The organism is Armatimonadota bacterium, assembly GCA_029907255.1.
Classification (GTDB): domain Bacteria; phylum Armatimonadota; class UBA5829; order DTJY01; family DTJY01; genus JAIMAU01.
Window position 1 is genome coordinate 55,230 of the sequence record JARYMF010000009.1, and the last position, 24,527, is coordinate 79,756.

The 24,527-nt window shown below is 48.1% G+C and carries 21 protein-coding genes; 4 read left to right on the plus strand and 17 right to left on the minus strand.

Annotated features, from left to right (window positions below; translation table 11 throughout):
- Positions 1–195 precede the first annotated feature (195 nt).
- From QHH26_09635 to QHH26_09660, 6 genes are all read right to left on the minus strand, one after another.
- Positions 196–1,146 (minus strand): ABC transporter permease, encoded by a 951-nt coding sequence (locus tag QHH26_09635; GenBank protein MDH7482215.1) that lies wholly within the window; start codon positions 1,144–1,146, stop codon positions 196–198.
- Positions 1,143–2,639, minus strand: coding sequence for a sugar ABC transporter ATP-binding protein (locus tag QHH26_09640; GenBank protein MDH7482216.1), 1,497 nt, complete (start codon positions 2,637–2,639; stop codon positions 1,143–1,145). Before QHH26_09640 ends, QHH26_09635 begins: the two co-directional genes overlap by 4 nt.
- 51 nt (positions 2,640–2,690) lie before the next feature.
- On the minus strand, positions 2,691–3,650 hold the full coding sequence (locus QHH26_09645) for a sugar-binding protein (GenBank protein ID MDH7482217.1): 960 nt from the start codon (positions 3,648–3,650) through the stop codon (positions 2,691–2,693).
- Between the two features lie 153 nt (positions 3,651–3,803).
- On the minus strand, positions 3,804–4,418 hold the full coding sequence (locus QHH26_09650; protein MDH7482218.1) for a DNA-3-methyladenine glycosylase: 615 nt from the start codon (positions 4,416–4,418) through the stop codon (positions 3,804–3,806).
- 155 nt (positions 4,419–4,573) lie between these two features.
- The gene (locus tag QHH26_09655; GenBank protein ID MDH7482219.1) at positions 4,574–5,797 is read right to left on the minus strand and encodes an MFS transporter; all 1,224 of its coding nucleotides are present in this window, start codon (positions 5,795–5,797) and stop codon (positions 4,574–4,576) included.
- Positions 5,798–5,877: 80 nt separating this feature from the next.
- A complete protein-coding gene (locus tag QHH26_09660; GenBank protein MDH7482220.1) occupies positions 5,878–6,492 on the minus strand; it encodes a PHP domain-containing protein in 615 nt (204 codons plus the stop codon).
- Between the two features lie 177 nt (positions 6,493–6,669).
- Here QHH26_09660 and QHH26_09665 point away from each other — a divergent pair, with 177 nt between their 5' ends.
- Positions 6,670–9,813, plus strand: coding sequence for a DUF5107 domain-containing protein (locus tag QHH26_09665; protein MDH7482221.1), 3,144 nt, complete (start codon positions 6,670–6,672; stop codon positions 9,811–9,813).
- A 199-nt stretch (positions 9,814–10,012) separates the two neighbouring features.
- On the opposite strand, the gene QHH26_09670 is transcribed toward QHH26_09665, so the two are convergent.
- A complete protein-coding gene (locus QHH26_09670; GenBank protein MDH7482222.1) occupies positions 10,013–10,801 on the minus strand; it encodes a sulfite exporter TauE/SafE family protein in 789 nt (262 codons plus the stop codon).
- A gap of 209 nt (positions 10,802–11,010) precedes the next feature.
- Here QHH26_09670 and QHH26_09675 point away from each other — a divergent pair, with 209 nt between their 5' ends.
- Positions 11,011–12,339, plus strand: coding sequence for a Gfo/Idh/MocA family oxidoreductase (locus tag QHH26_09675; protein ID MDH7482223.1), 1,329 nt, complete (start codon positions 11,011–11,013; stop codon positions 12,337–12,339).
- Positions 12,340–12,390: 51 nt separating this feature from the next.
- Here the strand turns inward: QHH26_09675 and QHH26_09680 are convergent, their stop codons facing one another.
- Positions 12,391–14,475 carry a tetratricopeptide repeat protein gene (locus QHH26_09680; protein MDH7482224.1) on the minus strand — a complete coding sequence of 695 codons (2,085 nt, stop codon included), beginning with the start codon at positions 14,473–14,475 and terminating at the stop codon, positions 12,391–12,393.
- 258 nt (positions 14,476–14,733) lie between these two features.
- Between QHH26_09680 and QHH26_09685 the strand changes: the two genes are divergently transcribed.
- Positions 14,734–15,165 carry a hypothetical protein gene (locus tag QHH26_09685; protein MDH7482225.1) on the plus strand — a complete coding sequence of 144 codons (432 nt, stop codon included), beginning with the start codon at positions 14,734–14,736 and terminating at the stop codon, positions 15,163–15,165.
- 56 nt (positions 15,166–15,221) lie between these two features.
- On the opposite strand, the gene QHH26_09690 is transcribed toward QHH26_09685, so the two are convergent.
- Positions 15,222–16,313, minus strand: coding sequence for an MFS transporter (locus tag QHH26_09690; GenBank protein ID MDH7482226.1), 1,092 nt, complete (start codon positions 16,311–16,313; stop codon positions 15,222–15,224).
- Between the two features lie 160 nt (positions 16,314–16,473).
- Here QHH26_09690 and QHH26_09695 point away from each other — a divergent pair, with 160 nt between their 5' ends.
- On the plus strand, positions 16,474–16,668 hold the full coding sequence (locus tag QHH26_09695) for a ferredoxin (protein MDH7482227.1): 195 nt from the start codon (positions 16,474–16,476) through the stop codon (positions 16,666–16,668).
- A gap of 189 nt (positions 16,669–16,857) precedes the next feature.
- Here the strand turns inward: QHH26_09695 and QHH26_09700 are convergent, their stop codons facing one another.
- The 8 genes from QHH26_09700 to QHH26_09735 all read right to left on the minus strand — a co-directional run bounded on the left by QHH26_09700 (position 16,858) and on the right by QHH26_09735 (position 24,371).
- Positions 16,858–17,985: a trypsin-like peptidase domain-containing protein gene (locus tag QHH26_09700; protein MDH7482228.1), complete on the minus strand. Its 1,128-nt coding sequence runs from the start codon at positions 17,983–17,985 to the stop codon at positions 16,858–16,860.
- Between the two features lie 61 nt (positions 17,986–18,046).
- The gene (ribE, locus tag QHH26_09705; GenBank protein ID MDH7482229.1) at positions 18,047–18,520 is read right to left on the minus strand and encodes a 6,7-dimethyl-8-ribityllumazine synthase; all 474 of its coding nucleotides are present in this window, start codon (positions 18,518–18,520) and stop codon (positions 18,047–18,049) included.
- Between the two features lie 36 nt (positions 18,521–18,556).
- The gene (locus QHH26_09710) at positions 18,557–19,792 is read right to left on the minus strand and encodes a bifunctional 3,4-dihydroxy-2-butanone-4-phosphate synthase/GTP cyclohydrolase II (GenBank protein ID MDH7482230.1); all 1,236 of its coding nucleotides are present in this window, start codon (positions 19,790–19,792) and stop codon (positions 18,557–18,559) included.
- A gap of 51 nt (positions 19,793–19,843) precedes the next feature.
- Positions 19,844–20,491, minus strand: coding sequence for a riboflavin synthase (locus tag QHH26_09715; GenBank protein MDH7482231.1), 648 nt, complete (start codon positions 20,489–20,491; stop codon positions 19,844–19,846).
- Positions 20,492–20,526: 35 nt separating this feature from the next.
- Positions 20,527–21,585 (minus strand): bifunctional diaminohydroxyphosphoribosylaminopyrimidine deaminase/5-amino-6-(5-phosphoribosylamino)uracil reductase RibD, encoded by a 1,059-nt coding sequence (gene ribD / locus QHH26_09720; GenBank protein MDH7482232.1) that lies wholly within the window; start codon positions 21,583–21,585, stop codon positions 20,527–20,529.
- A gap of 10 nt (positions 21,586–21,595) precedes the next feature.
- Positions 21,596–21,973 carry a hypothetical protein gene (locus QHH26_09725; protein MDH7482233.1) on the minus strand — a complete coding sequence of 126 codons (378 nt, stop codon included), beginning with the start codon at positions 21,971–21,973 and terminating at the stop codon, positions 21,596–21,598.
- Positions 21,974–22,011: 38 nt separating this feature from the next.
- Positions 22,012–22,671 (minus strand): ribulose-phosphate 3-epimerase, encoded by a 660-nt coding sequence (rpe, locus tag QHH26_09730; GenBank protein ID MDH7482234.1) that lies wholly within the window; start codon positions 22,669–22,671, stop codon positions 22,012–22,014.
- Between the two features lie 2 nt (positions 22,672–22,673).
- Positions 22,674–24,371, minus strand: coding sequence for a protein kinase (locus QHH26_09735; protein ID MDH7482235.1), 1,698 nt, complete (start codon positions 24,369–24,371; stop codon positions 22,674–22,676).
- Positions 24,372–24,527 lie beyond the last annotated feature (156 nt).

Genomic DNA, 24,527 nt, shown 5'->3' on the forward strand with positions numbered 1-24,527 from the left:
GTCAAGTACTTTGCACAAATAATTTAATTACTATATCGCTAAAGCTGGCATATTCTGCTTATTATGGCTACAGACAGGATGCTCTCCGCGTCTTCTATCTACCATCCTGATAATGGAGCTGACGTTATGAGGAAATTTCATTCCAGGTATTCAAAGGCTTTCGTGTATATTTTATAAAAAGCAGTCTTCCCGGAACTATCCCTTTGCCTTTAGTCGCGAGGCACGCTGCTTGACAGTTGCGTCGGCAACAACACCGATTAGTATTACTGTCCCAATTACCGCGAATTCCCAGAAGGTGGAAATTCCTACTAGTATTATCCCATTGTACATTACTCGCATTATGCTGGCGCCCACTATTATGCCAAGGATTGTGCCTTCTCCACCACGCATCGAACATCCACCAAGCACTGCCGCCGCGATTGCATACAGTTCATATGCCTGCCCAGTCGTCGCCGGTTGAACAGAGTTCGTATAGGTAGCATAGAGTATTCCCGCCACCCCAGAAAGGAGTGCACATACAAGATAAGAGGCAGTTTGCATTCGATCGACCTTTACGCCAGCATAGCGGGCTGCATTAGGATTGCGGCCGATTGCATAGAGGTATCTACCATACACTGTATAGCGCATAAAAAAATGGGCGATGACTGCTACTGTGATGAGGATTATCACAGGAACTGGAATACCCCAGAGCGCTCCTTCGCCTAGCATGCGGAAAGATTCGAACTGGTTGCCGAACCCACGGGTGTCGTCTTCAGTTAGTCGCCGGGCAAGGCCGCGGAAGATAAGCATGGTGCAGAGCGTAACGATAAAGGGTTGTAGTTTGAGTTTAGTAACTAGCATTCCGTGCGCAAAGCCGATAATGACACACAGGGCTAGCACGAAAGTAGTGGCTAAAGCTGGCGGGACCCCTAGAGTGGTCACTAGGTATGCGACTAGGAGGCCTGTAAAGGCGATTATTGAACCTACGGAGAGGTCAATTCCACCAGAAAGGATAACAATCCCTTCTCCAATGGCAAAGATGGAGAGGAGGGCTATTTGTCGCGTAAGGTTTTGGAGGTTGACCGGCGTTATGAACCTTGGATTGACCAAATAGATTGCTATGCACAGGGCGACCAGAAGTAAGATCATGCCGAGAATTTTTCTCAAGCCGTCATCCCTCCCGTCGCTAATTGCATGATTTTCTCTTCGCTCATTTCCTCATGTGATAGGAGACCAGTTTGCCGGCCTTCGTGAAGCACAAGAACCCTGTCAGCTAAACCGAGGATTTCCTCTAGCTCTGATGATATCATAATGACCGCCAACCCTGCATCTGCAAGCTCGCGGATAAGAGAGTAGATGTCGCTCTTCGATCCCACGTCAATCCCCCTAGTTGGCTCATCGAGTATCAAAATCTTTGATCTGACGGCAAGCCATTTTGCAAGCGCCACTTTTTGCTGAGTGCCGCCCGAAAGCAGCTCGACACGCTGGTTGATTGTTGGTGTGCGGATATTTAATTTTTTTATCTGCTCCTCGGCAAGCTTCGATTCACGTCGCTCGTCAAGCCAAAACCGACCGGACGCGCAGAAATCTGGAAGCGAGATATTTTCCTTCACTGCCATCTCAAGTATCAAGCCAAGGTATTTCCGATCCTCCGGCACCATACCAATTCCGTTGCGGACTGCATCTAGTGGGCTTTTGATGCGGACGGTTTTGCCGTCAATGACGATTTCTCCTGAAAGCGCGGGCTCAATCCCGAAAAGACATCGTGCAAGCTCGGTCCTTCCAGAGCCGACCAAACCAGCGATTCCAAGGATTTCGCCGCGGTTGACGGAAAAGTTAAACTCTCCCTTACATTCAGGAGGGCGAAGTTCCCTTACGCAAATGGCAGGTTCTTCAGTCGGCTTACCGGCTTCAGGGAAAAACCTAGAAATGTCGCGCCCTACCATTAGTCGAATCATCTCGTCGCGGCACATCTGCTTCCTAGCCAGTTCGCCAACCCGCCGCCCATCTCGGAGAACAACTACCCGGTCGCAGACCTCCTGGACCTCCGAAAGCCGATGCGATATGTAGATCATTGAGACGCCTTGGTCTTTTAGTTTGCGCATCACAGAAAAAAGGTTCTCGGCTTCTCTTGGCGAGAGGGAACTTGTTGGCTCATCGAGCACAAGGATACGCGCGGACATCGAGAGGGCTTTCGCAATTTCCACGAGCTGTTGCTGGCCTGGCGATAGATTCTCGACGATGGTTGTCAGCGGCGCCGTGATTCCAACACTCTTGGCAAGCTCGCCTGCTTTTTCCATGAGCACGCGGTTGCTTACCAAACAAAGAAGGCTGGCAGTTGGCTCGCGACCAAGGAAGATGTTGGAGGCGATGTCCAAGTTTTCGGCTAGGTTGAGCTCTTGATGTATGATAGAGATACCTAGTGCAAGCGAGTCATCTACTGAGGCAATTCTTACCGGCTTGCCCTCAACAAAAATCTCACCTGAGTCGGCTGGAAAGATGCCGCCAAGTATGCGTATGAGGGTGGATTTGCCAGCGCCGTTCTCGCCGACTAGCCCACAGATTTCACCGGTGTAGAGCTCAAAGTCAACATTGTCGAGCGCAACTACGCCAGGGAAACGTTTTGTTATTCCTTTCATTAAAAGCAGAGGATTTGCCATGAGATATTAACTCGCTTGATCGGCAGTCCTTTTATTAAAGTGAAGTTACTATTATTTCTCTCCCTCTGCCAAATGCTTTTTCAGCTCTTTCCAGAAGGCATCAACGTTGGTCTTATTAATCACTCTCTCTGGAAGATAGATGACCTTATTTTTTGGTATTTTTGGGTCTTCGCCCCTTGCCAGAGCTGCGAGAATGCGCATGGACTGATAGCCAAATTGGTATGGGTTCTGGACAATAGTGGAGAAAATAACTCCATCTTTTATCCCTTGGAGTGTGCCGTCTTCCTCATCGAAGACAACGACCTTGATCTTGCCAACCTTGCCTGCCGCCTTGACTGCCTCAGCAATTGCTGGTCCGTTGTAGCTCCAGAGTCCCATGAGGCCAGCAACGTCGGGGTGCTTGACAATAGTGTTTTCGACGTTCTGCTTCGCTTTTACGTGGTCTGCATTGTCGGTGAGTGTGTCAATTATTTGTACCTTTGAGCCCTTGACTTCGTCTATGATTCCCTGCCGCCGCTCCCGGGCATTAAGTGCGTCGAGGGTTCCCACAAACAAGACGACTTTGCCACCATTTGGCAGAGCCTTTTTTATTTCCTTGCCTGCTGTTCTGCCTGCTTGGTAATTGTTTGTACCGACGTAGCATATCCGCTTTGATTCCGGAGCATCGGAGTCCATGGTAATTAGATTGGCAGACTCAGCAACCTGATTAAGGATGTCAGTTTGGTTCGCGGGGTTAATTGGCGAGATTGCGATGCCAGTAACGCCCTTGACAAGCAAATCCTCTAGAATTTGTTTCTGTTCAGTTGCGTTTCCCTGGGCTGGCATGCGGAAGTCGCACTCGACGTTAAAATCTCTTTCCCCAGCATTGACGCCGGCTTTGGCTATGCGCCAAAACGGTGAGACGGTGTTTGAGACAAAAGCAACCTTGACTTTCCCGCTGGTCTTTCGCCCGCACGATACAATTGTGAGGGCTATGAGTAGGGCAGCTAGAACAAAGGCAAATCTTTTCATTTGGTCCTCCACTTCGCGAAAGTATTAGGCAATATTTACAACTGCCGAGAACAATGATACGTTATCTAGGAACACGCCGAATTCCTGCACATGGGCTGTAACGCAAGCTTGTGCAGAAATCCTCTAACTCTGTCTTTTCGGCTTCTATAAACATTAGGGGCTAATATTCGGGCGATGGTTATTTATCTTTGAAACATATGGGTTTCCTGCGATATAGAACCGCCAAGGTTTGTCGGCAGCTAGGCGGATGCCGATTCTTGTAGCGGTTACTATTTCGGCGGGAACGTAACCGTCATCAGTAATGAAAAGTTTGCTTAGCGTTAGGTCAAGGCCATTGTGGCGGCGGTCAAGCCCGAATGCTCGGCAGAGCTTTCCTGGGCCATTAGCCAGGTTTATTATGTCGTCCGTCCCGCGCTTTTCAGCCATGATTTCGATGCCATCAAGCGGTTCGGCAGCTCGGATAAGCACAGCTTCGCCTACTCCTTTGGGGCCGGTTACCGCATTGAAGCAAAAGTGCATACCGTAAGTAAAATACACATATGCATGCCCTGGCTCGCCGAACATTACAGAGTTGCGTGCAGTTTCTCCTCGTGAGGCATGGCAGGCGGGATCGTCGCATAGGTATGCCTCGGTTTCAACAATTCGTCCTGCAATTGTTCCGTCATCGGTTATATGCACGAGCACTTTGCCCAGCAACGCACGCGCCACATCTACGGTATTGCCGGCGTAAAACTCCCGCGGAAGTGGTTTGAATTTCGAATAAACCATGGTGCAATATTATAACATAGCTAACGCCTTGCATTGAATTGCGTGCCTATTGGGCGCTGGGCGGAGCTGGTTTGTCATCTTTGTGTTGGCTTCTTAAAATCAGTATGCTCGCTTCTTTGCCACAAGGCTTATGTTCTCTTGCGGTTTGCAAGCAGCTAATTAATAGCGGATGAATCTGCGCCGATGCCGGTTTCCCATTTATCCCGTGCCCATCCTGCTACCAATATTGGAAACACTATCGCCCCTGTAAGCGCTGTGATTCCAACAAAGGCAAAGACAGAGGGAATTCCAAGCCAAGAGCCAATTTTCGCTGCGAGAAGTGGCGCAATCATATTTCCAATCATGTTGGCTGAGGTGTGCATTCCATATGCCCTGCCGCGGAAATGCTCGCCGACTTTTGTGCAGATGATTGCGCCAGTAGACGGGTTTAATGCAGCAAGGAAAATCCCAGCTATAAAAAAGATTGCTGAAAATAACCATACGTTTCTCACAAAAGTTAAAGCGACAGCACACGCACCGGCGCCAATTAATCCTGCCTGTATCGTTCGATTGTAGCCTCTCTGTTCGCCAAGTCTGCTCCAGGAATGGGCGCTCAATATAAATGCACCGGGCAGGAGGGAGAAGACAAACCCAGCAAGCCAGCTAGGCGCGTGCCCGCCATTCATGTTCGTTAAGTGAAGCGCCAAAATTGGGTTGATTGCGCCAATATAGATTCCATAGATCATTACTGTCAACATAATTGAGCTGAGAATGCGTGAGTTGAAAGAGATTATGAAATCTTGAAGTAAGCTTGTCTCCTCCCCTGTACTTGCCTTGTTTGGTTCCTTCACCATTAGCCAGACAAGAATTGCTGAAAGTAGGACAGCGAAGCCTGATATTCTCATGGAAATCCTATAACCAACAAGTTCAGCAAGGCCTGCGCCTATTACCGGTCCAATAATAAGACCAGCAGCTGAGGCGGTTTGGGCGGTGGCGATTGAGCGAGGAGCAAACTCCTCAGGCGTATTCGTGGCTATAAGTGCCATCGAAGAGGGAATGAAGCCGGTCAAAGCCCCGTTTAGGAACCGGAGAATGGCAAGTTGGAGAGGCGTAGTACATATGCTCATTGCAAAGTAAATCGCGCTGAGGCACATACCAGCTCGAACTGCCATTGGCTTGCGGCCATATTTATCGCCGAGTTTTCCCCAAAAGGGCAGTGCAATTATGCTGGCGCCGGATTGAAGTGCAAAGATTATCCCGACCCATCCTAGAAGCTTTCCTTCGCCAACATTCAGCTCCTTCATGAATAGCGGTAAGAATGGGATAATTTGGTTCCAGCTCACACAGGTTAAAAATATTGTGGTTGAAAGTATTAGTAAGTTTTTCCGATAGTAAGGCATAGGTTTGTTTTCTTTAGTAACGCCAATTTTTACCGTTCTGTCTGGTTGAGATGTCTTTAAGTCCTAAGCATGGAGAGGGCTTAAGAGTGTTTTATTAATCGTGCATTGCGTAGGTTCCTTAGAAACTCCATTGGGCTCGAGAAGTCCTCCATTTCATTTAAACAAAGACCAATAGCTTCTAGGTGGTGTGCGTCGCTTCCAGCTGCCCCGATTTTTCCATACTTTTTTGCAAATCTTGAAGCTTTCCAATTGAATATTTTAAAAATTGATTTTGCATTGAACACTTCGATTATGTCCACCATGTCGAGTATCTGCATCAGGGTTTGCTTTTTCAAGCGACGAATTTTGAAAATGTCGAATGGATGCGGGACGTAGACCAAACCATGCTGAGCTTTTATACGCTCGCAAGTCTCTACTGCATCGAGGCCTGGCTCAATCTCTTGCTCTAGAAAAAGACCGATAATTTCTCCTTGTCGTGTTTGGATTTCCTCTCCGATTATAATTCGGAGGTCGGGGGCTAGTGCACGTAGATATAGTGCGCCACCGATTGTGTTGTGGTCAGTCACAGCAATTACGTCTATCTCGAGTTTGCGGCAGTATTCATTAATGTCTTCAAGTTTTGTCTCAGCGCATGGAGAATATAGTGTGTGAATGTGGAGTGCTACTCTTATTTTTGAATTATTAAGCCCAGACACAGCCACAGCACCTCTGCATAGTACAGTGTGATATTATTTACCCGAGTCGCCTCAACTTACATTTTGACATGGCAGTCGGCTTACCCTTCAGAGGTGTTCAAAGAAGGGTATTCGTTGAAGGAATCTACTAATGTGCCGTGTAAGGTATCGGCGGTTAGATTCTTAGGGAGAGATGTTATGAGTGCAGAGGTTCGTCGTGAAACTATAGAACTGCCGACATATGTTTTGCGTTCGGAGAGTCCAAATCCTTGCTTTACCAAGCAGTTGGGGGCTCATCCCTATCCTTATAGAATGCAGAACCGCCTGAGCTCAGAACGTATCGTTAGGCAGTATGATTGTGTTATACTTGAGAATGAGTTTCTTCGCTTGACGTTTCTACCCGATTTTGGTTGTCGCTTGTTCTCTGCATATGATAAGTTGCTCGGGCGTGAAATATTTTACAGAAATGACTGTATAAAACCGGCGCTTATAGCTATCCGAGGCGCATGGATTTCCGGCGGCATCGAGTACAACTTCCCCATTGGCCATTCCGTTTATACTTATTCGAGAATTCCTTATGTTACGCGCCAGAATGCCGATGGCTCGGTTTCGATTATATTTGGTCATACTGAGCGCATGACGGGGATGCGTTTCACAATGGAAGTTCGTCTTGCTCCCGAGGAGTATCGGTTCTTCCAGCATGGCAGACTCTATAACGGAACTTCTATGCCCCATCGCCACTATTGGTGGACTAACGCTGGAGTTTATCAGACACCTCGCACCCAACTAATTTATCCAATGACGATGGCTACTTCTGGCGCTTATGGAGACGAGATGGCGTGGCCTGTCCACAAAGGAACTGACCTAAGCTGGGCATATGCGCATGAAACCTCGTGCGATATTTTTGCCACTGAAGTCTACGACGATTTTTTTGGGATTTACTATTGGGATTGGGATTATGGGGTTGCTCACTGGTCGCCCAGGGAGGAATTGCCAGGCAGAAAAGCCTTCTTCTGGGGCAGGGATGAAATGGGTAGGCTTTGGCAGAGAATGCTTACTGAAAATGCTGGCGATTACTTTGAGATTCAAGCAGGAAGATTTGCCACGCAAGGTGATTTTGACTTTCTCATGCCTCATGAGCTTGTTGAGTTTAACGAAGTATGGATACCTGTTGGCCCAACTGGCGGTTTTGTGAAGGCACACAAAGAAGGCGTTATAAACATACGTGAGGAAGGTGCGGCCACCGAGGTCATCATCCAGATGACTCGAAAGGTTCCTCAAGCTCAAGTTCTGGTTTTGCAGGGAGGCATTACCATAAAAGAGCGGCGGCTTGATTTATTGCCAGGTTGCGTAGAAAGAATATCAATTGAGCATCCTGCAAAAGAATTGAACATAGAGATTAGGGATAGCGGCGGGAGGCCCATTCTCCAATACGATTCTCTTGCGAAAGATAGGATTCGAAATGCGGTGCCGCGCACTAGTGTGATGCCTCCGAAAGTGCAGACGCCTGATGAAGTACTTCAGGCGGCTTGTGTTTTCGAGCGGTTGGATTCCTTAGCGACTGCGGAGGAGCATTATTGGCGACTACTTGGCACAGAGCATGAAGCCGAAGGCCGGAAGGGGCTTGCAAGGCTGAGGTTGCTCGCCGGACGCTTGCAAGAAGCTGCCGAACAGGCACGCATTGCGTTGTGCTTCCGCCACGACCCTGAAGCAACGGCATATCTGGCGCTAGCCTTGGGTGATTCGCCGGAGGCTGGAAAGCTTTGGAGGTCGCTTCTTAAAGATACGGTTTTTGGCAAACTTGCATCTTGGCGATTGGCTCTAGCAGGTCTACGGGATGGTGCGTACAAAGAGGTTATCCAACTATACGAGAACAATCCTTGTGATCCTCTACTCACCCTTGCGGCGGCGGTATCAGCTAGAAAACTCGGAGAGACAGAACAGGGGCTTAGTTTGATTTGTAAGTTGCAGGATACAGACCCTTTATGGCGAACGGCGCAGTGGGAGAGGTATTTCCTCGAAAGTGGGCTTTTTAATTCATCAGACCTGGTTCAATCTTCTGGTAAGAAAAGGCAAGTATATCCAACACTTTTGTTGGAAGGATTCCAGGAAGACATGGATGCGGCTGCATGGTACTTCGAGCTAGGTTTGTTGGAGGAGGCAAGGGAGGTCATTAATGCTTGGGTCGAATATGGGCCGCCGGATGATCCATTTTTAAATGGCATTGCAGTTGAGCTTGGAATAGAATTGCCGAGCAAACGCCGGCCAGATGAGTTAGGAATAGTAAATTGTTTTGCTCACCGCGGGATATTAATGCGCATTCTTGAAAGGCAGCCTGACGCAGAAGCTAGAACTCACATTGGCTGCATGCTTTACGTTCATGGGCGCATTGATGAGGCAATTGAACACTGGAAGCAAGCTTGTGAAGCAGGAAGCGCTAATCATATGCCTTATCGGAACCTTGCATTAGCATACTGGTGTAAGAAGAATGATCCGGAGACAGCTTATAAGTTTATGCTAAAGGCGAATCAAGTTAGCCCAGGGGATGCAGAGACTCTGCGTGATTTGGACATTCTGGCTGAGACAACGGGTAGGGATGCTGAGCGGGTTAAAGTTGCAGAGAATATCCTAAAATATGCGCCGGACGATAGTGGATGTCTGGAACGTGCAGTTAGGGCATTTCTTGAAGTGGGGCGGCTTGACGAGGCAGTAGAGTTGATAACTACTAAGCGTTTCTTTGTGCCGGAGCTGGCATATCACACACGAATATTATATGTTAGGGCACTCCTTATGCGAGGCGCGCGACTGTTTAGCGAACGGAACTTTAAAGAGGCGGCTCGAGATTTCCAGAAGGCGACCGAATATCCGGAAAATATCGGGGCGAGCAAATTCCATGATTCCAGCGATGCCCAGGCATATTATCTCCTTGGTCTTGCGCTAGAGCAGCTTGGCTTAACCAAAGAAGCAGTTCTTGCATGGAAGTCGGCAGCAGATGACATTGCCGTGCGAGGCGCTGAACAGGCATTTTATGTTGGCCGAGCGCGCGAAAAACTTGGAAGAAAAGATGCAAGTGATGCTTTTGACCTTTTGCTTCCGACAAGCGCCCTTAGGGATGCGGATAATCCTCATGCTCACGCCCGGGATGCATATCTCCAGGGACTTCATCTTTTGGCAATGGGAGAAGCCGAATCTGCAGCTGTCTGCTTCAAAACCGCCCGTGAGATTGAGCTATCTGCTCCTGCAAAAATGCATGCATACCTCGAGGCTGTTTGCCAAACCCGTTCCGAAGGCCGCCGAATGCCAATTCCGGTCTGGTGGACGGTCGAACCCACAGCAGTATAGGCATTCATTAACTTGTCAGTTAGTTCGGCTTTAAAGCGATAGAAAGGCCACGACATGAGCCGTGGCCCTAAATGAGGATGAAGGAGATAGATTCGGCAATATTCGGTCTATAATGCCTGATAGATTTACCAGGCTCGCCGATAAGTATAGGGCTATAATGGCTGCTTGTCAATCGGTGAGTATAAAATTTCCTTGAAGGCTACGCCGGCTTTGCTTGGCGCGGTCTGGCCATGCTTACTCCAAATGCTAACATTAGCAAGCCAAACATTGCTTTAAGGGTAACTTCTTCTGCACCGATGGCTATCTTTGAGCCTACCAGACTGCCAATAAATCCTCCAATTGCTACCCATACGGCTACCTTTAGTCTCACGTTGCCCTGGGTGTAGTGCATTAGCGAGCCGGAAACTGAGACAGGCACTATAACTGCTAACGAAATGCCTTGAGCAAGCTTTTGTGGAAAGCCTAACAATAATACCAACGTTGGGATCATAATTACTCCGCCGCCAATGCCAAGAAGTCCGCTTAAGATGCCCGTTACTAGACCTGCAATTATTACCAGGAAACCTCCTGCAAACGAAGCGGCATCGATGATTTGAGCATGATTTCCGGTAGAGCTCCCGTTTATTATCCAATCAGCGATCATTCTCAAGCCAATTAGTACTAAGAAGATGCCGAAGAACTGCCTTAGCCTGCGATTGCTACATATCGAGCATAACTTTGCGCCAATGATTGCGCCAATCACGCCACCAAAAGCCATCTCGGTGCCGATTAACCAATCAACTTTCCCGTGAGTGCTGTAGTAGCATGCGCCTGTAACTGCTGAGAGAAGGATGGCAACTAGTGAGGTGCCGTGGGCCTGACGCTGGGATAGGTGAACTAAATAAACCAGCGCTGGTACAACTATTACTCCACCGCCGATGCCTAGAAGTCCACTCATCATGCCTGCGGTAAATCCGATGGCGACTGAGAGGAAGATTCTATATGGCAAGCATCCGCTACGTGTACTTCTTGAGGTGCTCAGTTTTTTGTTCCTTTCCTACTTATTTGTGCATGCCAGCCCACATTATACTCTAGCTTCTATTAGTGAAGCAAGAACTGGGCTTCGTATGGAGGATAAACATAGGCTCGTGGTGAATACGAAAGTTAGCCAGTATTTCGAGCTGGAAGTTTAAAGTCTTCGTTTTGGAGGTTTCTAATTTGGTTTACAAAGAAGGTCTTTCAAGACGTGAGTTTCTGGCAAAGTCGGTCACGGGGCTGGCTGTTGCTGGAATCCCTGCATGGTTTGCTAAGGAAGTTGAGGCTTCCAATAAAGAAGCTCTTGCTGCCGAGACCCGTAGGATAGCCAAAAATGATACTATACAATTTGGAGTAATTGGCACCGGTGGTAGCAAGGGTGGATATAGAATGGGGTTGCATAATGCCCGCGCAGCTGCCAATCGCAATGGGTGCAAGATTGTTGCTGCATGCGATGTGGATGCTCAGCATCTAAAAGAGGCATGTGAAGAGTTTGGCCCTGATTGCAAAGGTTATCGTGATTTTCGGGAAGTCCTTGCTCGCAAAGATATAGATGCGGTAATTATTGGGACGCCTGATCATTGGCATGCATACATGTGCATCGCGGCGATGAAAGCTGGTAAGCATGTGTACTGCGAGAAGCCGCTCACGCTTACGATAGATGAGGGGAAAAAGCTTGTTAAAGTCTGGCGTGAAACAAAGCGCATATTCCAGACGGGAAGCCAACAGCGTTCGGATGCGAAATTTCGACTTGCCTGTGAATTGGTGAGAAATGGCCGCATCGGTAGAATCAAGTGGGTAGAAACGCATTTACCAACTGGTCCAAGGGGCGGACCATTCGAGGTGAAGCCTGTACCGGAGGATCTCGATTGGGATATGTGGCTTGGTCCCGCATTCAAAACCGATTATGTTCCCGAACGAACGCATGGGACTTTCAGATGGTGGATGGAGTATTCTGGGGGGATGCTTACAGACTGGGGTGCGCATCATAATGACATCGCCCAATGGGGACTCGGAACAGAGCGCTCAGGACCTATCCAAGTCTATGGAAGCGCCGAAGCGCCCAACCCATGCCCGAATTGTTACAACACGTTCCCCGCGTTTGATGTTACGTTCATCTATCCTGGTGGCATTAGACTTCGATGTACCAACCAAGGAGAGAACGGCGTACACTTCCAGGGTGATGAAGGCTGGATATTTGTGAGCCGTGGCAAGATTGAAGCTAGCGATCCTCGTCTTCTCGAGGATCCGCTACCTGCAAACGCCGTTAGGCTTTATGAATCCAACGACCATATGGGCAACTTTATAGAATGTATTCGCGATGGGAAGAGGCAACCAATCTGCGATGCAGAAATTGGCCATAGGTCAGTGACTGTCTGCCATCTTGCAAATATCTCTCTCCGTCTTGGTGGGCGGAAGTTGGATTGGGACCCAAAGAAAGAGGAGTTCGTCAACGACGACGAGGCAAATCTGTTTCTAAGCAGGCCAGGCCGCAAGCCATGGCGTATATAATAAATCGGAAGCGTTGAACTGCTAAGCAAGGCTTATTGTTTTTGGGTTCTATCACCGCGGTTCCGGCATTTTTGCTGAGAGGTCGCGCACGAGGCGCGGGTCAGGCTTGAGGCCATATTTTTGGCAGAGATGGATGTGGTTCCAAGCTTGGCGATACTTTCCTGTAAGGAAAAGCGATACGGCAAGGTTGTGGTGGGCCTCGGCATTCTGAGGTTCGATTTTTACGACTTTCAAGAAATAAGGTATAGCTGCTTTATGCCTTCCTTGCTCGGCAAGCAGCGCCCCGAGGTTTAGATTAGCGTTTACATGATTTGGCGCAATCTCAATGGCGCGGCGGTAGTGTTCAATGGCTTCCTCGATTTTGCCTTGGTCAGTCAATGCAATCCCTAGATTGTGGTGCGCCTCAACGCACTGCGAATCAATCTGGATGGCTTTTTTCCATTCTTGAATTGCTTCTGCTATCTTGCCCTTGGCGCTGAGTGCAGTCCCAAGGTCATTGTGCATTGCTGCCGAATCAGGCGCTGCTTGGCCAAGCTTCCTGTACTCGGCGATTGCTTCATCAACTTTTCCTTCCTCTTTGAGAACAGCCCCCAGGCTGATACGGGCCTTCGCATTCGATGGTTCGAGTTCTAATACCCTTCGGTACATATGCTCAGCTTCTGCCCACTTTTTCTGCCGTCGGAAAGCATTCCCCATGTTGTTCAATGCATCCACATATGTAGGCCTGATTCTAATAGCAATTTGATAGTGCGCTGCGGCCTCATCCGCACGCCCGGCATCTTCGAGTGCTGCTCCATAATTATTGTGTGCTAGGTAGTTGCCCCTAGTAACGTGGATTGCATGGCTGAAAAGCGTAAGGGCATTTTTCCAGTAGCCGACTTGAGTGCGGGTGCATAAAGTTAAAGCGAAGAGAGAGAAGATGGCCACGGGTGGGAGAGCTGAGCGAATAAAGAAAGCAAATGGGCGATATTCTCCGTTCCTTTTTTCACCCATTCTTTCTTTTGTGGCTGTATTTCCGATGAGCTCAGGGATTCCCCATGCAATTATCACGAAAAGACCAATCAGTGGTATATAGGTATACCTATCTGCCATCGCCTGTGCTCCAACTTGGACAATTCCAATTACTGGAACGAGAGTTCCCACGTACCAGAGCCAACCTACTGTGATGTAAGGCCGTTTATGGTATGCGTTGACAGCTAGCAAAGTAATTGCGACGAGGATGAATGCCGCGGCGATTGTTTGCCATTCAGGGAGGTTTCGAACAGGATGTGGGTATAGCACTGATAGCGCCCTTGGCCAAATCATCTTAAGAATATAAGCTACGTAGGAGACAAATGCATTTGCGAGGCGGATGCCAATCGGCATTAGCTCTCCTTCTCGTCCCATTGCGCCTGCTGCCTGTTGGACGCGATATGTGATTATGCTTGAGGCAAACGATAGGATAAAAAGCGGTATTTTTTCGACCACCAGCTTTGAAATTATTGATGGCTTAATGGATGGTGAACGTTTAGAAAGTGCTAAGCGTCCTATTGGCCAGTAATCAAGTAGGAGTAGTACGAAAGGCAGGGTTACAAGCATAGGCTTTGACATTAGGCCTAGCACAAAGAAAAGCACTACAGGTATATATGTTTTGATTCCTGGGGATTTAGAGTATCGAAAATACGCCCAAATTGTTAGCAGTAGAAAGAATGTACTGAGTAGATCTTTTCGTTCCGCCACCCATGCTACCGATTCCACGTGAAGGGGATGAAGCGCAAATAAACCTGCGACAAAGGCGCTCCTCCACGTAAACCCTGTTACTTGTGCAAATATAAAGAAGAGCAAGATTGAATTTAATGCATGAAGGACTATGTTGGTTGCGTGGTGGCCTGCCGGTTTCAAGCCAAAAAGTTGGCAGTCAAATGCATGGGATAGCCAAGTGATAGGGTGCCAATTCGCGGCCCGCACAGAAGTGAATGCCCATGCAACTGCCTTGGGAGTTAGCCCCTCTTGAACATTTTTGTTCTCAGATACGTAAGGTCGGTCATCAAAAACAAATTCGTGCCTGAGCGTCGGCCAATAAGCGGCGAGTATAGTCAACGCAAGAAACAGGCTTATGGCTAATCGCTGACCAAATTGACTGCGATGCCATGCCATTTGAACGCTCCTCCCAGGATTTATAGTGCAATTGAGGTATTCGATGATAGTACGAGGTAAACCTGCTTCGCTTTGCCCTTTGGTGCGTTATTGTCGTAGGGGTTTAAAAGTTTTTTCATCTTAAGTCGAATAGCGGTATTTTGATTGTCAGATGGTGTTCTTAGGTATCTTGCCCTTAAATGAAGGAACTTATGATGCAAAAGTAGAAGAGGTGGTAAATTGAGTTTATCGCCAATAACTTTCCAAGGGGCCAACATTATGGAGTGCCAAACATTGCCGATTGCGTTGTTTGTGCTTCTTATTGCCATATCTGCCGGCGTGGCGGCTTGTGGGTTGACCAAAAACAAATATTACTTAGTTGGGGTTGCATTGTTAGTTGGGATTGTCGGAGCGGTTTTGCTTGCAATATTTACCCAGATATCAATGCGTCCAGCCGGAATTGCTTTTGCAGTTATCTTCACAGTCCTTGGCTTGCTGATTTCTTTCGAAGCCAATAAGAAGCGCGATAGGGAGCTTTGGCTTCAGGGTCTTGCACAATTTTTAGTAGGAGGTGCTCTTCTAGCATATACACAGGCTTCAAACTTACTAAAAGGAATAAGCGGTGGGATAATTGCAGTAAACATCCCTTGGTTCATTGTTTGTGTGTTGCTCATTGTCTTGGTTGTTAAGACATCAAAGCGCAAGTTATGATTAGGAGGCGAGTGATATAGGTTTCTTCCCAAGGGGTGTTCGTAAAGATTAGAGCACTACCTCTGCCGATTTGAATGCCAATAAACTAAGCCTGAAAGCATGAGCAGTGCTGCAAATATTGCCGTTGCCATATAAGGCGCTCGTAATGAAATCATCTCGGCTGTTTCTCCACCGACCAAACTGCCGAGAATGTTACCTCCAGCTACTAGTGACTCGTGGATTCCTGTATTCCTGCCCATATTTATCCTTGCTTGCAACCCATAATAAAGCGCCGCTGTATAAGCTATTCCGAGCCCAACCCCCTGGATTAGGAAGGCGCTTGCGAAAAAAGCGGCTATTGAGGTATAGAATACTACCAGCCCCGAGACTAACACCATCCCTTGTGCGAGCAACAAAGGCCATAGTTTGCCTCGCCACCATGGTCCGGCGCCTGCGACGGCGATTCCGAGTGCCTGGCCAACTAACAGCATGCCAACAAGGAGTCCAATTTCTCCAGGTTTCATCCCTAACTCAACTGCAAGCTTTGGGAAAAGCTGTCGGGCAGCCGCATATGCAAAAAAACCTAGGAAGTGTCCCATTCTTGCGATGGCTAGCAGTGGACCTGGGCTAGGTCCCGCTGACGGGGATAATCCTTTTGAATCAGAATGTTGCATATAGGTGTAGGTTTTATGCCAAGCATACACTAGGATGATTACTAAGGCAACGAAAAGCGCTCCAATTTCAAAGGGGAGTCCGCGGCTTTTGGCGAAAGTGTATCCAGCTACCAAACCACATGTTGCGCCACCTATCGTCCACCCGGCATTGAACGCAGAAAGATTTTTCCTGAGTTCTCCAATTGGGCTCCTGTCGCCAATGAAAGCTTGGAGGGAGGGATAAAACGCACCTATTGATGCCATAAAGAGGATGTAAATTATTAGAATTTCGGCATTGTTTTGTGAAAAAGAGAGGCCAAGACATGCAATGCATGCTAGAACAGCGGAGGGGAAAATTACGGTGGTACGGCCGATTTTTTCAGATAGTGCACCGGATGCAAGACATACTGGCAGGCGCACGCTTTGAGCTGTCCAACCGAGAAGCCCTAGAAAATGAGGACTTGCGCCAAACTGGATTGCTAGCAGAGGAAGGGCGACCTGAACCAGAGCTATCATACCATCCATTAGGGCTGGGATGGTAAAGCAAAAAAACCTCATATAAAATGTGTTTATTTTGCTCATGAACAAGGAGTATTTCACCGTAAGGGGAGAATAATCCTCTGTGTATTTAAATACATAAATGGGAAAAGTAAAAAGAAAAGAAAGGAGGATTCAAATGAGACCCGAGATTGATGAAAGCCTTTGCATAGGAGATGCAATTTGTGCGGATATTTGTCCAGAAGTTTTTGAGATGGGCGATGATAACCTTGCACATGTTATCAATGAAAATCCAGGCCCCGAGCTTGAAGAAAAAGTTCGCGAGGCCGCTGAAGCCTGTCCGACAGGCGCAATAAGCATTGAGGAGGATTAGTTAGGTTTAAAATTAGGGTTTTTAACCGCTTTGCAGTAAAGTGCTAAGTTTTATTGGCAGGTTCTAGTTTATTGAAGAAACTTTTAAATTTCCCCTTATATTGCTTTTAATGAGTAGGCCATCAGCCATATTCGACGGATGGCCTTTTTAGCGAATTCATTCTATGCTTGGAATGAATGATGCCGTGGGCTATTGAACTCCGGCCGGCATCTTTGCGAGCCTTATTGCAACTACTCTTGTAACGCCGTCTCGCCAAATGGTCACTCTAATAATGTCGCCAATTTTGTGCTTGGCAACAATTTTAACGAACTCTGATGCGCTTCGCAACTTCTTTCCGTCAACATCGGTAATTATGTCGTATTGCATTATTCCAGCCTTTGCGGCTGGGCTATCAGGTACAACTTGAGCAATTATAACTCCATGGTTGCCTTTGAAGCCCCTCTGTTCGTACCAGGCTGCTAGGTCACCCCCGAGGTCTTGCAGAGCAACTCCAACCCACGGACGTACAACTTCGCCCTTTTCGATGAGTTGAGCTACTATCGTTTTAGCGTTGTTGATAGGAATTGCAAACCCTAGGCCTATGTTTCCGCCAGTCTCCGATAGAATCGCCGTGTTAATTCCTATCACTTCGCCGTTTATATTTGCCAGTGCGCCGCCGCTGTTTCCTTGGTTGATTGCTGCATCTGTCTGAATGACTTCCTCAAGAACACTGCCGTTTGGCAATGGAAAGTCAGTGCGCTTGGTTGCACTTATTACGCCCACAGTAACGGTGTTGCTGAAGCCTAACGGATTGCCAATTGCTATCGCCCAGTCTCCTACTCTGAGGTTGTCGGAATCTCCAAGCACTGCTACAGGCAGGTTGTTGGCGTCAATTTTGATTACTGCTAAATCCGATCGCGGGTCTCTGCCTATTATTCTGCCTTTGAAACGGCGCCCATCGGCAAGGCGCACTACAATTTTGTTTGCTCCTTCTACAACATGGTTATTTGTTAAAATGTAACCATCTTTTCGTATAATTACCCCCGAGCCTTGGCCTCTTACTTGAGATTTGGGCGCTGGGAAACCAAAGAACTCTTCGATTGGTGATGACATTCGGATTTCGCTTACAGTGTCTATATTGACGACGGCTGGTGCTACCTTAGCGGCGGCATCTGCAATAGGGTTGAGTCCCTTTTGCACAACTTGTTTTGTTCTTGTGCCTTGCGAAATCACTAGCCCAGCATTTTCAGGGCGGGTGTAACCCCATTCTTTTAGAATCCAAGCGCACGCGGCAAAGCCTAAAACAAAAACGAAAACATAAGAAGCGACTTTTTTCATTGCTTTACCTTTTTAATTGGCTATTTATTATTGGCTAAATTTTCTACTTTGCAAAATGCCTTTACTTTTTTTCTAACTCTTTCATCACATTTGCCATCTCTATGGCTGTTTCGGCTGCATCGAAGCCTTTATTGCCCTGCTTCGTACCGGCGCGTTCGATTGCTTGTTCGATGGTGTCGGCTGTGATAATGCCATAAACTGTTGGGATGCCAGTGCTAAGCGCCGTCTGCGCTATTCCCTTCGTTACCTCTGCCGCTAGGTAGTCGAAGTGTGGAGTTGCGCCTCGAATTAGGGCGCCCAGACATATAACGGCATCGAATTTCCCCGAGGAAGCCATTTTTTTGGCGACTATTGGTATCTCAAATGTGCCTGGCACCCATGCTATCCCAATATTATCCTGAACTGCACCATGTCTGGCAAGCGCATCTAGTGCGCCTTCGAGAAGTTTTTTAGTAATAAACTCATTGAATCTACTGACCACTATGCCAAACCTCAGTCCGTTGGCAAGCAGTTTGCCTTCATATACCTTAGCCATGAAAATCCTCCTTTTGAAAAGTTGGACCTGATAGGTTTATTGGCCCACGCCGCTTTTTTGCTCCCCTATTAGATCCTCGGTGTCAATTAGATGTCCCATCTTTTCACGCTTGGTTTGAAGATAACGCAAGCTATTGCTATTCGGCGTTGCTACGAGGGGGACACGCTCTACTATCTCAAGGTCATATCCTGCCAATCCAGCTAATTTTGCTGGATTGTTGGTCATGTATCTTATTTTCCTTACTCCGAGATCAATAAGCACTTGGGCTCCGATGCCGTAATCTCTGAGATCGGCAGGATAGCCAAGCCGCTCGTTTGCTTCGACGGTGTCATATCCTTCATCCTGGAGCTGATATGCCTTCATTTTGTTCAAGAGGCCGATGCCTCGTCCCTCCTGCTGGATGTAGACAAAGACGCCTCTTCCTTCCTCTGCAATTTTGGATAAGGCTAGCTCCATTTGCTGACCGCAGTCACATCTCAGGGAGTGGAATACATCGCCCGTGAGACAGCTTGAGTGTATGCGCACAAGTACTGGCTCTCCGGTTGACACATCGCCCATTGTTAGAGCGATGTATGGATTGTCTTCAATCTCGGTCTCATATGCGTGGAGTTGGAATTCACCATAAGGAGTGGGGAGGCGGGTGAGCGCAACACGTTTGATAAGCTTCTCGGTTCGTCTGCGGTATCTGATGAGGTCGGCAACTGTGGCAATTTTTAGACCAAACCTCTTTGCAATTTCTTGGAGCTCCGGAAGCCGTGCCATGGTTCCGTCTTCACTTAGTATCTCGCAAAGCACGCCGCTTGGATTCAGTCCAGCGAGCCGAGCCAAATCTACGGCGGCTTCTGTATGGCCAGCTCGTTTTAGCACCCCGCCTTCGCGTGCTACAAGTGGAAATACATGTCCTGGCTTGGCCAAATCCGATGGCTTCGTGGCAGGGTCAATAAAGACCTTTATAGTGTGCGCCCTGTCGTATGCAGAAATGCCGGTCGTTGTGCCGTGAATTGCGTCCACGCTCACTGTAAAAGGTGTTCCAAGTAAGGCGGTGTTTTTCTCAACCATCATCGATAGGCCGAGCTCTTCGATTCGTGCTCGGGTTGTCGCCACGCATATAAGCCCACGCCCGTACTTCGCCATAAAATTAATGGCTTCGGGAGTAACCTTTTCTGCCGCCATGATGAAGTCGCCTTCGTTTTCGCGATCTTCATCATCCACGACAATCAGCATTCTTCCTGCACGAATCTCTTCAATTGCTTCTTCAATAGTGCAAAACATGATGCGTTTCCGGTAATTAATGCGATATCAGTTATGGCTTCTAATTACTTGTTATTCCATGAATCCTCCTTCCGACAGCAAGTTAATAAGGCGCTCATCGGAAGCAGGAGTATTCCTTGATAAGAATTTATGTACGTACTTACCTATTATATCAGTTTCGAGGTTTATTGTGTCTCCGATGGTCTTCTCGCTGAGTGTTGTGGCTTCCCACGTATGGGGTATTATCGCCACGGCAAACCAATCTTTGCCACACTCGGCAACGGTGAGGCTAATCCCATCCACCGCTATTGAGCCTTTCTCGACAATATACTGCATGATATTCGGTGGTGCTTGTATGCGAATCGAAGTTGAATCTCTACTCTTGTGAATCTCCCGAATTGTTCCTTTTCCGTCAATATGACCCAATACTATATGCCCGCCAAGGCGGCCGCCCGCCTTAAGTGGACGTTCGAGGTTTACAAAGTTGCCGGGTTTGAGATTGCCAAGGTTGCTTCTTTCTACGGTCTCGCGCACAACGTCAAATGTGATATTGGGCGGATTGACGCCGACAGCAGTCAGACACACGCCGTTCACGCTTACACTGTCGCCGATAGCGGCATCCCTCGAGATCTCTGGGGCGTTGATTGTGAGTTTCAGCCCTGCAGGTCCACGCTCGATTTGAACGATTTTTCCTTTTTCTTCAATCAAACCTGTAAACATTTTTTACCTTGAGTTATAGATGGCTTAAGTTTGAGTTAGAAGTCGAATTCCAAGGCTAAGTCATCGCCAAAACGGCGTACTTTCAAATTTGACACGCTCAGGGCTTGGGCCATCAACTCGATGCCTTCTCCTTCGACGGGTGTTTTTGCCGAGCGTCCTCCTACTATTTTTGGAGCGATGAAGATTAGACCTTTATCTACTAGGCGTTCGGCAATCATGGATGCCGCAAGCTCGCCGCCCCCTTCAAGAAGGACATTGTTTATGCCCATTTTAGCGAGTTCGCCCATCAAATAGCGAAGGTCAACCTTGCCATTTACCTCTCGAATGGAAAGAATCCTAGCTTGGATATTCCAAAGTAAATCCAGGTTTGCTTCTGGCGCACTCCTTCCAACTGCCAAAATGGTTGGCGCGTCAGGTCGCAACACCTTTGCATTTAAAGGTATAGATGCTTTGGTATCTACCACAACTCGTATGGGCTGAACTGCAGCGCGAACTTCGCGAACTGTAAGCTCAGGGTCGTCTGCACGTATTGTACCAATGCCGACGAGAATCGCGTCTGACTGGCTGCGCAGACGGTGGACGTATCGCCTTGCCTTTGTTGAGGTGATCCATCGTGAATCTCCAGTTCGCGTGCATATTTTGCCGTCCAGCGTCATAGCGCACTTCCAAAGAACGAATGGCAGTTCTTTGGTAACGCGTTTGATATAGCCACGATTGAGCTCATGGGCTTCTGATTCGAGGAGGCCGACGTCGACTTCGATTCCCGCCGACCGCAGTGCCTCGATGCCCTTACCTGCGACCTGAGGGTTTGGGTCTACCATAGCGGCGAAAACCCTTCGAATGCGAGCTTTTATAATTGCATCGGTGCAAGGCGGGGTGCGCCCTTGGTGACAGCAGGGTTCTAGCGATACATACAAGTCCGCCCCATTTGCCAAATCACCTGCATGTCGTAGGGCGAATACCTCGGCGTGCGGTTCGCCTGCCTTCGGATGAAACCCTTCGCCTACAATTTTGCCTTCACGGACAACGACAGCCCCGACCATTGGGTTGGGGCTGGTGTGTCCGCGCTTGGCGAGCTGAATTGCTCGTCTCATGAAGGTAGTCTCAGGTGTTTTTTGATTCTTGGCTGCCAGCATTTTCATCTGTTCCAGTAGTCAAGTCGTGAATTATGCGTTTCCTTTGTTCACCGTAGCCAATGCCTATGTCGCGTAGGTCTAGAAGCGCCAAAGCAACCAAGCCAAATGCCAACGCTAGACAGATCATCCAATACATCAACGCCGAGATTGAATTGCCGGCTTCACTGGCTTGGCCACCTAGCACCATAAGGCTGAGAATGGCGAGCGCAACTATTCCGCTTGCTACCCGAGCAATTTTCTGCCGCCGTGTCAGTAGTCTCCCGCGCACCGGCCACCTTGACATCTCATAGGCTAGCAAAAGGATGATGATGGAGCCCGCTAGGATTGCGTAGACAAGCAAACCCATAATATTTTCCTCTGCCCTTTCCAGTGGGAAAGGAAAAATCAAACCTCGCGACAGTGCCGACGGAGATCCGAGATAGCCTTCTCGATGCACTCCGGGCCATTAAATACAAAGGATCCGGCAACTAATACGTTTGCGCCCGCTGCAGTCACTAGCTCACAGGTTTTAGTATTAATTCCGCCATCCACTGATATATCTATCTTTCGGCCCGAATTTTCAATCATTGCCCGCGCAGCTTTTATTTTAGGAAGCATTTCAGGTATGAAGTCCTGACCTCCAAAGCCGGGGTTAACTGTCATTATCAGCAACTCGTCTATTTCGGATAGAACATTTTCGATTAAGCATAACGGCGTTGAAGGGTTTAATGCAACTCCTGGTGCCGCTCCAAGCTCTCGTATCTGTTGCAAAGTCCGATGCAGGTGGGCACAAGCCTCAGCATGCACGATTATTGTATCACATCCGGCGGCAATGAACTCGGCCAGAATCGATTCGGGCTCAATAATCATTAAATGGCCACAGAATGGCAAATCGGTTTTGCCGCGGATGCTTCGAACGACAAGTGGTCCAAATGTGATATTTGGCACAAACCTTCCATCCATGATATCTAGGTGCAGGCTATCTGCTCCGCCCTCCGTTACTTGGCGAACGGCACGTTCGAGATTGCTGAAATCAGCGGATAGGAGGGATGGAGAAATCTTTATTTTCACTTTGTTTCCTCCTGCACGAGCTTGCCGTCTATGTAAACGCGAATTACTATGCGTTCACCTATTCCCTCGACGGTTTGTTGGATTCTATCGCCAGGCTTTGCTACGCCGGTGTATGCTACTTTCTCGCCAAGATCATCAACTACGACAATCTGGACTGTCTGATTATCGCGGCCAGGGGGCACTTTCTTTATAATTACATCGAAGGATCTTGGCTCCATGGACGCGCGAGTTTCCTCTTCTGGAGGTGTTGGTATCTCCTCTTCGAATTTTGGGCCAAGGCTTACGACCATATTCACACGCTGGCCCCTTTCTTGGCGTGTTCCAGGGGCAGGTGATTGGGATATCACACTTCCAGCTGGAATGGTGTCATTGTAATCTTGTGAAATCTCACCGACTGTAAGCCCCGCATTTATGATTTTCTCACGGGCGTCTTCCATTGTGAGATTGACTATAGAAGGTGTTTTTGTATACTTTGAGCCTTTGCTCACCCAAACATCGACGGACTTGCCCTCTTTAATATGGCGGCCTGGCGCAGGGTTCATGAAGTATATTGTCCCTTTTGGGAATTTTTCTGTGTTTTCATTATACTCTTCGCCCTTGATATTTAATGTTATGTGCTTTTGGTCGGCAATTATCCTTGCACGGTCAATTTGCTGACCAATAAGATTTGGTACCTCAACTTCTCCAGGGCTCATCCATACATATCCGATTACCATGACACCAAATAAGCCTATCAAGGCGACTATAACGATGAGCGTCCTTAGAATAGCAGACAAAATCGGTATTTCCTCCCACTCCTCCTCCACCTCTTCGCTTGGAGGCTCGGGAGTCTCCTTCTCCGAGACAGGAGTCCACGTTACCGTTTTCGTCAGGTTGAGCGCGTCGCGGATTGCCTTTAAGTCGTTGAACATAGCTTTAGCTGAGCGAAATCTCTGATGGGGTAGTTTCTGAAGCGCCTTGACAATGACAGCTTCGAGTGTCTTCGGTATGCCAGGATTTAATGTGCGTGGGGAAGGCACTGGTTCCTTGGCATGCTTTAGCGCTACTGTAATCGGCGTGTCGCCCTCAAACGGAAGCGTGCCGGTTAGTGCTTCAAAAAGTATTATGCCGAGTGAGTAGATATCGCTTGCGGTACTAGCTTGCTTGCCCTCGGCAACTTCGGGTGCCATGTAATGAATCGCCCGCATCATAGCGTTTGTGCGGATTGACTGCGATGATACTACTGCCTCGTTGACCCAAAAATCTGCTATCTTAATCTGGCCCTCAGCAGTTACCAGAATGTTTCCCGGACGGAGGTCCCCATGTACGAAGCCTCTGCGGTGTGCATAATCCAGGGCGTCGCAGAGTGCCATGCCGAGGTCAATAGCTGTTAAAAGTGTAAGGGGTGTGCTTCTGCGCAGCCGCTCCCGAAGGTCTACTCCCTTGACGTACTCAACAACTATGAAGTAGTTGCCATCTTGACAACCGGTGTCTAATACCTCCACGATGCCCGGGTGACGAACGCCAATCATCGCTTGCGCTTCAACTATCATACGTTCGGCAAACATGCCGTTTGCGGCATACTGGGGAAGCAGAACCTTCACAGCAACTGTGCGGTTGTCAATCTTGTCTTGGCACTTGTAAACTGTGAAAAGGTTTCCCTCCCCAATCTTCTCAAGTACCTCATAGCGATGTTTAAGAACTGTACCAATCAAGACAATTCTCCGTTAAGCGGCTCGCCTTTTAATAAGCATTTATTTCTAAGTTATTTTACATTATTCGACAATTGCAATATTATTCCTATTTTGGCGTCTCAATATCGCCAAATATTGCCTGGCTTAAGCCTTTTCTTTGCTAGGGCCTTTAAGAAG